We start from the raw sequence: 14354 nt of genomic DNA, 5'->3' as shown, positions 1-14354 counted from the left end.
TCTGCCGGTGTGTGCCGTATGAAAGGGCAGGTCGGAGGCGTCGGAGCACGGGTACCGAATCGTTTCAGCCAACCCAGGCCATGAATATGCCAGGAGACTGGCTGGAATGGCATGGTGACAGAGTGTCAAGAGTGGCGATACTCGGATTCTGAGCTCTCGAATCCTGAGGACTCGAGTCCTGAGCGCTCGCAATGCTGAACTCACTCGGCCGCGGCCGAGCCGCCCCATCGTGCACGACCAGCACAACGCAGGGAAAGAGAGGCCGGACCGGCGGCAGGCCGGGCAACGGGGGAGAGATCGTGCACGACGAGTTCTTATGTCATGTCACGGCGTACGGCATATGTGGTGGCCGGCGGATCGGCGTACCTCTGGGAACCTATCGGGCGCCCACCCTGGCGCTGGCGCTGTGGTGGTTACGGGACCGGGCCTCGTGGATCGCCGAGCGGCTCGACCCGGATCCCGAGGCGCCGTACTTCCCGTCGAACTCGATGGCGCCCGTCGCGGACACCGTACCGGACGTGTCGGGCGAGCTGCGCGCGTGGTGCGGCGACACTGCGCAACAGGAGCTGGTGGCCGACGAGTTGGCCGCCGGGCGACTCGTCCGCATCGCCACCAGCGACGACACCACCGAGTACGAGCTGCTGGCGGAATCTGTCGACGCGCTGCGCATGCAGCGGACGATCCCCGTGCTGTCGGTCCCGGCCGCCTGACGCCAGACCGCTCGCCCTCCGTGCCCGGTGCTCGGGCCTAGGATGCCGCCGACCAGGCACACATATGGGCGAATAGATAGAATTCGGGCATGGGAGAGCGGTCGACTGCGCCCGAACTCGTTCTCGAAACCGACACGAGTTCCACGCTGATGAGCCCGAGCCGTCACTATCGCGTGGGACGCGATCCGCTGAGCGACATCGTCATCGATGACGCCCGGGTCTCCTGGCACCACGCGGTACTGCGGCCCGAGAACGACCACTGGACACTCGAGGACGAGAACAGTACGAACGGTACGTACGCCGATGGGCGCCGCGTTCGCGCCTGGGACGTCGGTCCCGGCAGCGTCCTCCGCTTCGGCAGTCCCGCCGACGGCCCGAGCGCCGTGCTCACGAGCCGCCCCCGGCCGCCCGCCCCCGAGCGCCCGTCCGCCGTCTCCGCGCCCGCCGCCACGGGCACCTTCCGGCAGCCCACGACGGTACGCCCGCTGCCCGCGCACACCGCCCGCACGATCCGTATCGGCCGCGGCGGCGACAACGACCTGGTGGTCGACGATCTGATCGTCTCCCGACGGCACGCGGAGCTGCGCGCCCACCCGGACGGTACGTACGAGATCGTCGACCTGGACAGCCACAACGGCACATTCCTCAACGGGCAGCCGGTGACGCGCGCCCTCATCGAGCAGGGCGACATCGTGGGAATCGGCCACTCGGCGTTCTGCCTGGTCGGTGACCAGTTGCAGGAGTACGTCGACACCGGCGAGATCTCGCTCGACGTGCAGGATCTGACGGTCGCCGTCGACCGGGGCCGCAAGACGCTCCTGGGCGAGGTCTCCTTTCCCGTCGGCGAGAAATGTCTGCTCGCCGTGGTCGGCCCCAGCGGCGCGGGAAAGTCCACACTGCTGAACGCGCTGACCGGGCAGCGTCCCGCCGACCGGGGCACGGTCCTCTACGACGGCCGGGACCTCTACCGCGACTACGCCGAGCTGCGCCAGCGCATCGGCCTCGTACCGCAGGACGACATCCTGCACCCCCAGCTCACCGTGCGACGGGCCCTCACGTACGCCGCCGAGCTGCGCTTCCCGCAGGACACCGCGAAGGCCGAGCGCCGGGCGCGGGTCGAGGAGGTGATCCGTGAGCTGGGCCTGGAACAGCGCGCCGGGCAGCCCATCCACAGTCTGTCGGGCGGCCAGCGCAAGCGCGTCAGCGTGGCCCTGGAACTGCTGACCAAGCCGTCGCTGCTCTTCCTCGACGAACCGACGTCCGGCCTCGACCCCGGCATGGACCGCTCCGTGATGCACATGCTGCGCGGCCTGGCCGACGACGGGCGGACCGTCATCGTGGTCACCCACAGCGTGCTCAGCCTCGACGTCTGCGACCGGCTGCTCGTGCTCGCGCCCGGCGGCAGGATCGCCTACTACGGGATGCCGGACGACGCCCTCGCCTTCTTCGGCTTCGAGCAGTGGCCCGAGGCGTTCGAGGCCTTCGAACGGGACCGCGACCGCGACTGGGCCGGGGAGTACCGAGACTCGCCGTTCCACCGGCACTACATCACCAACTCAAGCGTGCAGCCGCACCTTCCGCGGCCCGCCCGCGCCGAAGCCGTCGGGCCACCGCCCAAGTCGCAGAGCTGGGGAGCTCAGGTGCGCACGCTGGTGCGCCGGTACGCGGCCGCGCTGTCCGCCGACCGGACCTTCCTCGTCATCATGATCGCCCTGCCGTTCGTGATGGGCGTGATGGCCCGGGCCCTCGCCGGAAGCCGGCTCACCCAGGAGACCGCCATGAACGCACTGCTCATCCTGTGCGTGGGCGGAGTCCTCACGGGCGCGGCCAACGCCGTACGGGAGCTGGTGAAGGAACGCGTGATCTACCAGCGTGAGCGTGCCGTCGGCCTGTCCAGATCGGCCTATCTGATGTCCAAGGTCGCCGTTCTCGGCACAGTCACCGTGCTGCAGGCCGTCGTACTCACCCTCGTGGCGCTGCTGGGCGTCGATCTGAACGCGCCCGGCGGCGAGGGAGTGCTCATGCCGCCCCTTGTGGAGATCACGGTCGCGGTCGCGCTGCTCGCCTTCGCGGCGATGACGCTCGGCCTCCTCGTCTCGGCGTTGGTGCGCAAGGAGGAGGTGACGATGCCCCTGCTCGTGCTCCTCGCCATCGTCCAGGTCGTCTTCTGCGGGGCGCTGCTGAAGCTGGACGGCGTGCCCGGCCTCGAGCAGCTGTCGTGGCTGGTGCCGTCGCGGTGGGCGCTCGGCGCGATGGCGGGCACCGTCGGTCTGGCCCGGATCGTGCCCGGCGACCTGACCGCCGACCCGCTGTTCCGGCACGAGGCGTGGGTGTGGCTGCTGAACCTGGGCATGCTCGTCGTCCTGGCGGTCCTCTTCGGATACCTGGTCGCACGGCTGCTTCGGCGGCGCGAACCCGAGGTCATGCGGAAGTAGGTGCGATGACGACTCCCGGCTTCCGCCCCACGCATGTCGTACCCCAGGACGGCATGCCCGCCTGGGAGGCCCCGGACCCGAGCCGGCCCACCTTTCCGCTCGACGCGCTGCTGCCGGTCGAGCTGGTCGACCGGCGCGGCGATTGGGGGCACATCGTCTGCGCCAACGGCTGGTCGGCGTGGGTCGACGGCCGCCTGCTGCTCGCCGTACCCCACGAGCCACCCGTCCCGGGCCGACCGCCGGCCCGCACGGCGGATCCGCGCCCGCTGCTCGCCCGCGTCGAGGAGGGGCTGGGGCGCTACCGGCAGGCGGTCGAGGAGCTGACGGACGGGCGCTTCGACGGGGAGACGTTCCGCGGCCGCACACAGGGCCTGCGGGTCGGGATCGTGGTCGACGGGGAGGCCGTGTGGCTGTACGAGGCCGAGCATGAGCGGTGGGTGTACTGCGACGGCACACGCTTGAGCACGTACGCCACACCGCAGCCCCCGTCTGCCACGCCCGATCGAGAGCCGCCCGCCGCGCCGGGCCAGGAACCGCCCGCAGCGCCCGCTCAACCCACGCCGGCACCAGCACCGTCCGCCGCCTCCGAACCGGAGCCGCCTGCCTCCGCTGGGCGCGGGCGGGAGCCGACGCAGGTCGTGGGTGACGCCGGTGGCGTGACCGGACCGAAGCCGACGCAGGTTGTGGAGGGTGCCGGTGGTGGGGCCGGGCGGGAGCCGACGCCGGTGGTCGGGGATGCCGGTGGTGCTGGGCGGGAGTCGACACAGGTGCTCGAGANCGGGAGCCGACGCCGGTGGTCGGGGATGCCGGTGGTGCTGGGCGGGAGTCGACACAGGTGCTCGAGAGTGCTGGTGGTGGGGTCGGCCCGGAGTCGAGGCAGGCCCTGGAGGATCCCGGTGGTCGGGACGGAGTGGAGCCGACGCGGGTCGTGGAGGGGCCGGATCCCACGGCTGGTCCGGAGCCGAAGCCGACCGTGGAGGATGCCGGTGGTTCTGGGCCGGGGCGGACGCAGGTGGTCGACGGTGCTGGTGGTGGGGTCGGCCCGGAGTCGAGGCAGGCCCTGGAGGATCCCGGTGGTCGGGACGGAGTGGAGCCGACGCGGGTCGTGGAGGGGCCGGATCCGGCGGACGGGCCGGAGTCGGCGCAGGGCGGGGAGGACCCCGGTCGGAAGGGCGGACCGGAGGCTGCGCAGGGCGGGGACGGCGTGGGGCGCGCCGTCACACGGCCCGTGACGGGTGACGGTGAGGCCTGATGCCGCACGACACGAGTCCGCACTCGGGGCGGCCCTCCGACCTCATCGGTCGGCAGATCGCGGGCTACCGGATCGAGTCCGAGATCGGCCGTGGAGGGATGGCCGTGGTGTACCGGGCCAAAGACCTGCGCCTCGACCGGACGGTCGCGCTCAAACTGCTCGCCCCGGAACTGGCCCGCAACGACACCTTCCGCAAACGCTTCACTCACGAGTCGCGGGTGGCCGCCGCGATCGACCATCCGCACATCGTGCCGGTCTTCGAGGCGGGCGAGACGGACGGCGTCCTGTACATCGCCATGCGGTACGTGTCCGGCCGCGACCTGCGTCATCTGCTCGACCGCGAGGGCCCGCTGCCCATCGCGGCGGTCACCCGGATCGTCGGCCAGGTGGCGTCCGCGCTGGACGCCGCCCACGATCACGGTCTGGTCCACCGGGACGTCAAACCGGGCAACATCCTGGTCGCCCAGGGCACGGACAGTGACCACCCCGAGCACGTCTACCTCACCGACTTCGGCCTCACGAAGAAGTCGCTGTCGCTCACGGGATTCACGACGGTCGGCCAGTTCGTCGGCACGCTCGACTACGTGGCGCCGGAGCAGATCTCCGGCCGCCCCGTCGACGGCCGTTGCGACGTCTACAGCCTCGCCTGCGTCGTCCACGAGGCACTGGTCGGCCGGCCGCCCTTCCAGCGCGACGACGACATGGCGTTGCTCTGGGCCCACCAGTACGACCTGCCGCCCCGCCTGACCGAGGCGCGCCCCGACATCGCCGCGCCCGCCGACGCCGTACTGGCGAGGGCCCTGGCCAAGAGCCCCGACGACCGCTACGACTCCTGTCTCGCCTTCGTGGCCGCGCTGCGTACGGCAGCGACGAGAGCCCCGGCGACGGATCACCCCCCGACCGAGATGGATTTCGGGGTCGCCGGGAATCCCCACCACCCGGACCCACCGCCCGCACCGCCCCGCTGGGCCCTGCCGGTCTTCCCCCGTTCCCCGGCTACCGGAGAGGCCCGGAGCCCGCAGTCGTCCTAGGCCTTACGGACAAGCAGGTGGGCCTGTTGAAAGGCCCGTTCGTTCTCCTCCGGCTCTCGGACCATACGGGCCACTTGGAGGAGCCCGGTTTCGCGCAGCAGTTCGGCCACGGGGTCGGGGGACCAGCGGTAGGCGAGCGCCACCTTGTGGTCGAAGGCCTCCGCAAGCTCCGAAGGCTTGTCGTGCGCCGGGAACGCGAGCAGCAGATGGCCGCCGGGCACCAGCACCCGGTGGAACTCGGCGAACACCTCCGGCAGCCGCTCCGGCGGGGTGTGGATGATCGAGTACCGGGCGAGGACCCCGCCGAGCTCACCGTCCTCGAGGGCCAGCGCGGTCATCGAACCCACGTCGAACCGCAGCTCCGGATGCGCCGCACGGGCGATGGCGATCATCTCCGCGGAGAGGTCCACGCCGAACGCGGTCAGCCCGAGCCTGTGTAGCAGCGCGGTCACATGGCCCGGACCACAGCCGACGTCGGCGACCGTCCCCGCGCCGTCCGCCCGCACGAGGTCGGCGAATGCGGAGAGCATCGCCCGGTCCAACGGATAGTCGTCGAGTGCGTTCGCGAAGAGTTCGGCGTACTGGACGGCGACGGAGTCGTACGCCGTTCGGGTCGTGTGAAGGAAGTCCGGCTCGATCATGGAGACGTACCGTAGTACCTCTCCGGGGACTCAGACGGGCGTACCGCCGACCTCGCCCCGCCGGTGCACGCGTGAGGCGAGCAGGCCGCCCAGGAAACCGGTCACCAGCCCCCAGAGCGCGGCGAATCCCAGCGCGGTCCACAGCCGTGGCCGCAGCAGCAGGTCGCCGGACAGCTCGCCGCCGAGGTCACCGATGCCGAGGAGGGACATGCCGTAGTGCGCGGAGATGCGGCAGACGAGGCAGACCGTGAGCACGGTGAGCACGAGGGCGACCATCATGTGCAGAGCGTGCTGCCAGGCGTGCATCCGGGCCGGGGAGCGGGCGGCCATGAGGAAGGCCGCGGCCAGGAGCAGCACGGCGTCGACGACGATCAGCCACCACACTCTGCCGTCCTGCTCGGCCAGTGTCCGCAGGTTGAGCGTGGAGATGTCCGGCGTCCGCAGCACGGTGTCCAGCAGCTGCGGCATGGGCAGCCCGAACGGCCCCTCCACGTGGCCCTCCCACGTGGCGCCCAGGCCGATGGTGAAGACGAGCCAGACGAGGTTGGGGAGCCCGAGGAGGATCACCGCGAACGTCTCGACGGCATGACCGCGCGTGGCCGCGACGACCAGAGCGATGACGAGCCCCACGGCGACGCACGCGAGCAGCAGCATGACCATGGCGAACGCGGCCGGCCGCACCGACTCCTGGAAACGCAGCATCCGGGCCGGCAGCGGAGCCTTCCGGGAGACCAGCAGCGCGAGGACCAGTACCCCCGCGAGCCAGAGCAGCCCGAGGGCCAGCGTCACCGGCACGTCGGCCCTGAAGCCCACCCGGGGCGTCGCGTCGAGCAGCTCGCCGATGTCGCCGAGGGTCTCGTCGCCGAGCGGGATCTCGAAGGTCTGGCGGGCCGACAGCCCGACGGCGGTCAGGGCAAGGAGCCACAGGACCGCGACCCGGGCGGCCCAGCCCGCGAGTTCGGAGGCGCCGGCGACGGCCCGGTGGCGCAGCGGCCGGAGGAATCCGGCGGTGATGACCATGACTCCGGCGAGCGTCACGGACAGGGGGATCACGGTCATGTCGGCGTGTGTCTCGGCGAGGAAACCGGCGTTGCCCGCGAACTCGACCGAGCCGCCGACCGCCACCACCACGGTGGCGGCGACGACGCGGGGAAACGCGCCGTCCGGCAGATCCGCCGCCCCCGCCGCCCACAGTCCGAGCGAGGCGATCACGGCCATGACGATCAGCGCGGCCAGGACCGTCGCGAGGGCGTCGATCCAGCCATGGCGGGGGCCGGCCGGGCCTCGGCGGGCCACTGCCTGGTCAGCGGGTGTCTGGTGGCTCACGCTGCAACGCTAGGCAGGGCTCCGGCGGCGCGCCTGCCAGGGAGGGCCGACCGCGTCAGCTTGCGAGCGGCACAGGACTGAAGCACACAATGTCCTCGGGCATGTGCAAAGCGTTAGTTATCACGTGAAATGCCGCCGCAGGATCCCCTACGTCGGGAAGAAGAGCTAGTGAGCACCGAACCGCCGCCCTCCGACCGCCCCACCGGACCACCCTCCGGCCCGCTGTCGGGTCCTTCCCGGCCGAGTTCCGGGCCGTCGTCGGGCGATCGCGGCCCGTCGGGCCCGTCGGGCGGCGGGGAGGGGGCCGACGGCACGGGAGGCGGTCCTCCGGGCCCCGGCGGTCCTTCCGGGCCTGGCGGTCCGACCGGCCCGGGCGAGCACGGCCCCGGTGACGGACACAGCTCGGGTGACGGACACGGCCCCGGAGGCGGAGGTGGCCGCCCGTGGTGGAAATCGGGACCCCGCGTCGCGGTCATCGCCGTCCTGGCCATCGCCGCGGTGACCCTGGGCCTGCTCTTCACCCGCCCCGACGGCGCCTCGAACTCCGGCAGCGAGGTCTTCCTGCAGGCCGCGGGCAAGGCGGGGCCCGACCCGTACACGCAGTCGACGGCACGAGACAACTCGACCGTGCCGCAGACGCCCTCGCCGACAGGCACCTCTCAGTCCGCCAACGTGACGCACGGCGTGGACGGTTCGGCCCCCGGCCTCTACGGCGGTACACGTGAGGTGGCCAGCTGCGACGTGGAGAGGCAGATCAGCGCACTCCAGGCGGCACCGGCCAAGAACAGGGCCTTCGCCTCCGTGCCGGGCATCGAGCCTTCCACCGTGCCCCGCTACCTGCGCTCGCTCACCCCCGTACAGCTGCGGATGGACACCCGTGTCACCAACCACGGTTATCGCGACGGCGCCGCCACCAGCTACCAGGCGGTCCTCCAGGCCGGCACCGCCGTCCTCGTCGACGACCGCGGCGTGCCCCGCGTGCGCTGCGCCTGCGGAAACCCGCTGCGGCCGCCGGTCGCGCAGAAGGGCACGCCCAAGAGGACGGGCGACTCGTGGCCGTCGTACCGGCCGTCGGACGTCGTGGTCGTCTCGCCCGCGGCGCAGGTCATCAACATCTTCGTCATCTACGATCCGGACAGCGGCGCATGGATCGCGCGGCGCAGGGGCGACACGGGCGGCAAGGACAGGAAGACCGATCCACCCGTGAAGCGGCCGTCCCCGTCGGTGAGTTCGCTGCCGCCGTCGTCTCCGTCCACGCCGTCACCGGAAACCGAGTCCCCGAAGACTCAGTCGCCGAAGACGGAGTCTCCGCCGTCCGAGCCCGCGCCGGTGGAGCCCTCCGACCCGACGACCGAGTCGGCGCTCGCCAACAGCCCCCGGAGTCAGCCGTGACAGCCCCGCGGCCCTGAGCCGGCCGGACGTGACACCGCGACAAAACCGGTGGCGGATCCCACGCCGTTCCCCGAAGCTCACACCATGGCCAACACCCTTCAGCCAGAGCCCGAGAAGGAAGCACAGCCGGACGGGTCGCCCGGGAAGGTGGAGCGCACCTTCGGGTGGTGGGACATGTTCCTCCATCCCGATGACGATCCGCGCAGTGACGGCGGATACGTGGGGGAGCGCGCCACGCTCGTCGCGTATCTGAGCGACTACCGGCTGACGCTGGAGATGAAGTGCGCCGGGCTCGACGCCGAGGCCATGGCCAGGCGCTCCGTGGAGCCGTCCAACCTGTCGCTGCTGGGCCTCGTCCGCCACCTCGCCGAGACGGAACGCAGCTGGTTCCGGCGGGTCATGGCGCGCCAGGACGTGCCCCGGCTCTACCGCACCGAGGCCGACCCGAACGCGGACTTCAACGGTGCGGTGCCCGACCCCGAGGTCGTGGCGCAGGCGTGGGAGAACTGGCGGACCGAGGTCGCTTTCGCGGAGCAGTTCGTGGAAGAGGCCGCCGACCTCGAGGTCGCCGGCGACAACGGAGGCGAACCGATCGCCCTCCGCGAGGTGCTCGTCCACATGATCGAGGAGTACGCCCGGCACATGGGCCACGCGGACTTCCTCCGCGAGCGGATCGACGGACGGGTCGGCCAGTAGCCCCCGTTACACACGCCTCACCAGGATCCGCTCATGCAGGAACCGCTTGGTGACGCTGCCCCCGTGCCGAGTATCGATCAGTTCCCGGTCATACATCCGGTCGGAGCGCGCACCCGTACGGGCGCTGTCCGCCGTCGTCCTCGGCCGGCCGTCAGGTCCCCGCGAGCAGCGAGCACCCGCCGTCCGCCAGCAACACTGTGCCGGTCAGGTAGTCGGCCGCCGGGGAGCACAGCATCCCCGCGGCCTGGGCGACCTGCCTGAGGGACTGCAGTTCGCCCAGTGGAATGGCCCGGTCCACGCGCGCGCGGTACTGCGGTTCCTCGCGGTACTGGCGGGCGGCCATGCCGGCGTCGACGATGCCGGGGGCGAGGACGTTGACGCGGATGCGGTGGGGGGCCAGTTCGAGGGCGGCGGAGCGCGCGAGCATTTCCAGGCCGGCCTTGGAAACGGAGTACGCCGTGGTCTCTGGCCATGGCACGGAGCCGATCCATGAGCCGGTGAGGACGATGCGGCCCTCGGTGCCGGCGGCGACCATCTGGCGCGCCGCCGCCTGGGTCAGGTGGAAGACGCCGGTGAGGTTGACGTCCAGCTGGGCCTGCCAGTCGTCGGGCGTGATCTTGAGGAACGGGGACGAGCGGACGATGCCCGCGTTGCCGATCGCCGTGTCCAGGCCGGCCACGCGGGCCAGCGCGGCCGTGAGGGCGTCCGGGTCGGTGGTGTCCGCGATGTCGTAGCGCAGAGTACCCGCGACCTGTCCGAGGCCGGCGATGCGGGCGGCGGCCTCGGGCTCGTCGACGATGTCGATCAGTACGACGTCGGCGCCTCGGGAGGCGAGTTCGTACCCGATGGCGAGGCCGATGTCGCCGACACCGCCGGTGATGGCGACTTGTCGTCCGACGAGATCCTGGAGCACCCGCTGTCCTCTCTTCGGTCTAACTGGTCTGACCGCCAGCCCTCTCTTTCTGCCGCTTTCTCCCGCAGCGTGTCAAGAGGTGCGTCAGGGTCCCTGTGCCCGAGAGGCGCGCTTGACGCCGGGCGAACTCTCGGTCAGGCTCCAGGCTGACTGGTAAGACCGGCATGACCAGATGGAGGCCGTTCATGCGCATCACCGCCCTGGAAACCGTGCGGTCGGCAGTCCAGCCCAACGTCTGCCAGGTCCTCCTCCATACGTCCGACGGGATGCAGGGGCTGGGCGAGACCTTCTGGGGGGCCGAGGCCGTAGAGGCGTACCTCCATGAGTCGGTTGCTCCCGTGCTGCTCGGTCTGGTGGATCCGGCTCCCGAGAGGGTGGCCCGACTGCTCGCGCCGTACGTCGGTTTCGGCGGTTCGGGGGCGGAGACGCGCGGCAACGGGGCGGTGGACATCGCGCTCTGGGATCTGCTCGGCAAGCGCGCGGGGTTGCCGGTGGCGGTGCTGCTGGGCGGTCCGGCGCAGGAGTCGCTGCGCGTCTACAACACCTGCGCGGGCACCGGCTACATCCGCGACGAGGGGCGCCAGTCCTCGGCCAACTGGGGGCTGGCTGAGGAGTCCGACCGCTACGAGGACCTGGAGGCCTTCCTCCACCGTCCCGGCGAGCTGGCGCGGTCCCTGCTGGAGGAGGGGATCACGGCGATGAAGGTCTGGCCGTTCGACTCCGCCGCGGAGCGGACCGGCGGGCTGCACGTCTCACCGGCGGACATCCGGCAGGGCATGAAGGTGCTGGAGGAGATTCGCGGCGCCGCGGGCGATCGCATGGACATCCTCGTCGAACTGCACGGACTGTGGTCGGTCAGGGCCGCCGTCGAGATCCTGACCGCGCTGGAGGACATCGAACCTTTCTGGGTGGAGGATCCGTTGCGGCCCGACGGCGTCGACGGCTACCGCAGTCTGCGCGCGCGCACCTCGGTGCCGATCGCGACGGGGGAGACGCTCGCCGGCCGCCGGGCGTTCAAGCCGCTGTTGGAGAGCGGCGCGATCGACGTGGCCATCATCGACATCAGCTGGGCGGGCGGGCTGACCGAGGCACGGAAGGTTGCCGCGCTGGCCGACACCTACGGCGTCGCCGTCGCGCCGCACGACTGCACCGGGCCGGTGTCGTTCGCCACCTGCGTCGAATTCGTCGCGAGTCAGCCGAACGGGCTGATCGCCGAGACCGTACGCGCCTTCCATCACAGCTGGTACGGGCTCATGGCCGAGGGGCTGCCCGTGCCGACCGACGGGCGGGTGGCGCCGACGACCACACCCGGGCTGGGGATCGCGCTGCGTGCGGAGTACCTCGAGTCCGCGCACACGTGGCGCCGGATGTCCCGGCTGGACGCGGGCGGGTGACCGCAAGCCCAGGTCACCCTTGGGACTCTTCGAACTCTTCCTCAGTCATTGGACGGTTTGAGCCGCTGCCACGGGTTCAGCCACTGGGCGGGTTCAGCCACTGGACGGGATCGGCCGCCGCACGGGCTCAGTTGCTCAGCCGAAGCCCGCCAACTCGTCGTCCAGCCGGGCGACTTGGATACCCCGCCGCGCCAGCACGTCGTCCAGAGGCGTGTCCAGGTCCGCGCCGTAGAAGTCCAGCGCCAGTCGCAGATGCTCCGCCATCGCGGCTCGCGCCGCCTCGGGATCCCGGCGCGCGATGCCCTCGTAGATCGTCTGGTGCCACGGGTCGCCGGCCGCCAGGACCTCCCGGTCGCTCAGGCTGCGCAGCATGAGCCCGTAGACCAGGGTGCGGATGGAACCGAACATCACCGCGATCACCGGGTTTCCGCCGGCGTGTGCCACCGCCTCGTGGAAGGCGAGGTCGGAGCGGGCGAGGGTGGACAGATCCTGGGCCGCCTGATGAGCCTCCAAGGCCTGCCGCACGAGATCGATCTGCTCGTCGGTGCCGCGTGACGCGGCCATCGCCGCCGCCTCGCACTCCAGCATGGTGCGTGCGGTGACCAGATCCCTCGGCGTGACTCCGGTGCGCTGTGCCATCCGCGCCAGAGGCCGCGCCAGGTCGCTCGCCCCCACGGCCCGTACGAACGAGCCGCGACCGGGGTGGATCTCGATGTAGCCGCGTTCCTGCAGACCCCGCAGTACCTCCCGGATCACCGGCCGGCTGACGTTGTACTCGGCGCACAGAGTGCGCTCGGACGGCAGCCGGTCGCCGACCTTCAGCGCCCCGCTCAGGATCCGGCGCTCCAGCTGGGTCAGCACGGCGTCCTGGTTCGGATAGAGCGGCCGGGCGCCGGCCTTCGCCGAGAAGTCCGATGCCATGGGTGTCCAGTCCTCTCGAGGGCGACGGTGTCCGTGGCCAGGATAGACCGGTAAGACCGCAAGTGAGGCAAGGGACCGGCCTCCATACGGTCGCAGAACTCGCCCAACCCGTCACTCCCTGGCGGGTATCCGGGCGTCCTCGCGGCCCTCCACAACTTGCGCCCACTGCCTTGACGCTCCCGGACCGCGATGGGAAGGTGTGCCCCGCGGGCAGTCTGGTCTGACCAGTTAGACCAGACTGCGCTGTCACCGCATGCAGACGACCATGCGCCGCGCTCCGAGAAAGGTCGGGACATGAGAGCCTCCACTTCGCCAGGACGGACACCGCGCCGACGCATCGCTGCACTCGCGCTCGCGGCGTCGGTTTCCCTGATCGCCGCCTGCGGCACCGGCGGAAGCGGTTCGACCAGCTCCGACGGCACGCAGACGATCAACGTCGCTCTCACCGGCCTGGGCGAGGAGGGCAAGGCCACGAACGCCGCGATCAAGGCGTTCGAGAAGGCGAACCCGAAGATCAAGGTCAAGGTGCAGGTGCTCTCCACCGACGCCACCCAGTACCAGCAACAGATCCAGCAGCGGCTCGTCGCGGGCTCAGGAGCCCCCGACGTCTTCAAGCTGGACGGCATCTACGGCGCCGCCTTCGCCAAGTCCGGCTGGCTGCTCGACCTTTCGAAGGTGAAGGCGGACACCTCCAAGTTCCTGCCGACCTCACTCACCGCGGGCCAGTACGAGGGCAAGACCTACGCGGTGCCCTGGTTCGCCAACACCGAAGGCCTCTTCTACCGCACCGACCTGGTCAAGACGCCCCCGACGACGCCCGACGAACTCGTCACCGCCGCTCAGGAGGCGATGAAGAAGGACTCGAAGCTGAAGTACGGGCTGGCCTTCGAGGGCGCCAAGTACGAGGGCGTGATCACCGCGTTCATGGCCCTCGCCGGCGGCTTCGGCGGCAAGCTCGACCCCGAGAACCTCGACACACCGCAGAACCAGCAGGCGTTGCAGTTCATGGACGACCTCATCCGCAAGTACAAGATCGCACCCAGCGCGGTCACCGGCTGGAAGGAGGGCGAGGTCCAGCAGGCGTTCAGTTCCGGTCAGGCGGCGTTCGCGATCAACTGGCCGTTCGTCTTCTCCACCACCAAGGGCACGCCCACCGAGGGCAAGGTCGGCTTCGTGCCGTTCGCCGGCAAGGGCGGCACACTCGGCACGGAGATGCTGGCGATCAACTCCAAGAGCACCCACTCGGCGGCCGCCTGGAAGCTGATCCAGTACCTCACCAGCAAGGACGTCCAGATCGACCGGGCGCTGAAGGCGGGCAACCCGCCGTCGGTGTCGGCCGCGTACAGCCCGGAGCTGTTCAAGGAAGCGCCGTACTACCGCGAGGTCGAGAAGGTGGCCAAGGTGGCCGTCCAGCGGCCGGTCTCGCCCAACTACCCGAAGGTCTCGGTCGAGTTGCAGACCATGCTCTCCTCCGTCGTGTCCAACCTGACCGCACCGGACAAGGCCCTGTCCGACGCGGCGCCCAAGGTCCGGGACGCGGCCCATGGCTAGCGGTGTCACCGCACCTCCTGCCGGTGGCACCGTCTCCCCCGGGGGAAACCGGCCGCCGCTGCGGCGGGCACGCGCCGCAGCGGCGGACCGGC

Annotated in this window: 11 protein-coding genes and 1 pseudogene; 8 read left to right on the top strand and 4 right to left on the bottom strand. The window is 70.9% G+C overall.

What is annotated here, in order from left to right:
* Positions 1-299 precede the first annotated feature (299 nt).
* From FGD71_RS05515 to FGD71_RS05500, 4 genes and pseudogenes are all read left to right on the top strand, one after another.
* Positions 300-710, top strand: coding sequence for a hypothetical protein (locus FGD71_RS05515; protein WP_119099241.1), 411 nt, complete (start codon positions 300-302; stop codon positions 708-710).
* Positions 711-799: 89 nt separating this feature from the next.
* A complete protein-coding gene (locus FGD71_RS05510) occupies positions 800-3145 on the top strand; it encodes an FHA domain-containing protein (RefSeq protein WP_119099240.1) in 2346 nt (781 codons plus the stop codon).
* A gap of 778 nt (positions 3146-3923) precedes the next feature.
* A pseudogene (locus FGD71_RS47260) lies at positions 3924-4397 on the top strand (hypothetical protein); the annotation flags it as partial.
* On the top strand, positions 4397-5428 hold the full coding sequence (locus FGD71_RS05500; protein ID WP_119099239.1) for a serine/threonine-protein kinase: 1032 nt from the start codon (positions 4397-4399) through the stop codon (positions 5426-5428). The pseudogene FGD71_RS47260 and the gene FGD71_RS05500, both read left to right, overlap by 1 nt.
* On the opposite strand, the gene FGD71_RS05495 is transcribed toward FGD71_RS05500, so the two are convergent.
* A complete protein-coding gene (locus FGD71_RS05495; protein ID WP_119099238.1) occupies positions 5425-6069 on the bottom strand; it encodes a class I SAM-dependent methyltransferase in 645 nt (214 codons plus the stop codon). The two genes, FGD71_RS05500 and FGD71_RS05495, sit on opposite strands and share 4 nt — an antisense overlap.
* A 30-nt stretch (positions 6070-6099) precedes the next feature.
* On the bottom strand, positions 6100-7395 hold the full coding sequence (locus FGD71_RS05490) for a streptophobe family protein (RefSeq protein ID WP_119099237.1): 1296 nt from the start codon (positions 7393-7395) through the stop codon (positions 6100-6102).
* A gap of 168 nt (positions 7396-7563) precedes the next feature.
* Between FGD71_RS05490 and FGD71_RS05485 the strand changes: the two genes are divergently transcribed.
* Both FGD71_RS05485 and FGD71_RS05480 read left to right on the top strand, forming a co-directional pair.
* A complete protein-coding gene (locus FGD71_RS05485; protein ID WP_119099236.1) occupies positions 7564-8787 on the top strand; it encodes a DUF6777 domain-containing protein in 1224 nt (407 codons plus the stop codon).
* Positions 8788-8961: 174 nt separating this feature from the next.
* Positions 8962-9483 carry a DinB family protein gene (locus tag FGD71_RS05480; protein ID WP_119099290.1) on the top strand — a complete coding sequence of 174 codons (522 nt, stop codon included), beginning with the start codon at positions 8962-8964 and terminating at the stop codon, positions 9481-9483.
* Between the two features lie 151 nt (positions 9484-9634).
* On the opposite strand, the gene FGD71_RS05475 is transcribed toward FGD71_RS05480, so the two are convergent.
* Entirely contained in the window at positions 9635-10396 is a 762-nt protein-coding gene (locus FGD71_RS05475) for an SDR family NAD(P)-dependent oxidoreductase (protein WP_162931040.1), read from the bottom strand.
* Between the two features lie 185 nt (positions 10397-10581).
* On the opposite strand from FGD71_RS05475, the gene FGD71_RS05470 reads away from it, so the two are divergent.
* On the top strand, positions 10582-11790 hold the full coding sequence (locus FGD71_RS05470) for a mandelate racemase/muconate lactonizing enzyme family protein (RefSeq protein WP_240436408.1): 1209 nt from the start codon (positions 10582-10584) through the stop codon (positions 11788-11790).
* A gap of 135 nt (positions 11791-11925) precedes the next feature.
* Here the strand turns inward: FGD71_RS05470 and FGD71_RS05465 are convergent, their stop codons facing one another.
* Positions 11926-12711, bottom strand: coding sequence for a FadR/GntR family transcriptional regulator (locus FGD71_RS05465; RefSeq protein ID WP_119099234.1), 786 nt, complete (start codon positions 12709-12711; stop codon positions 11926-11928).
* A gap of 294 nt (positions 12712-13005) precedes the next feature.
* On the opposite strand from FGD71_RS05465, the gene FGD71_RS05460 reads away from it, so the two are divergent.
* Positions 13006-14262, top strand: a complete 1257-nt coding sequence (locus tag FGD71_RS05460) for an ABC transporter substrate-binding protein (RefSeq protein ID WP_162931039.1) — start codon at positions 13006-13008, stop codon at positions 14260-14262.
* Positions 14263-14354 lie beyond the last annotated feature (92 nt).

Origin of the sequence: Streptomyces sporangiiformans (assembly GCF_005768555.2) — a bacterium.
GTDB classification, from domain to species: domain Bacteria; phylum Actinomycetota; class Actinomycetes; order Streptomycetales; family Streptomycetaceae; genus Streptomyces; species Streptomyces sporangiiformans.
The sequence above is the reverse complement of the archived record's forward strand: the minus strand, read 5'-3'. Positions and strand labels throughout refer to the sequence as shown.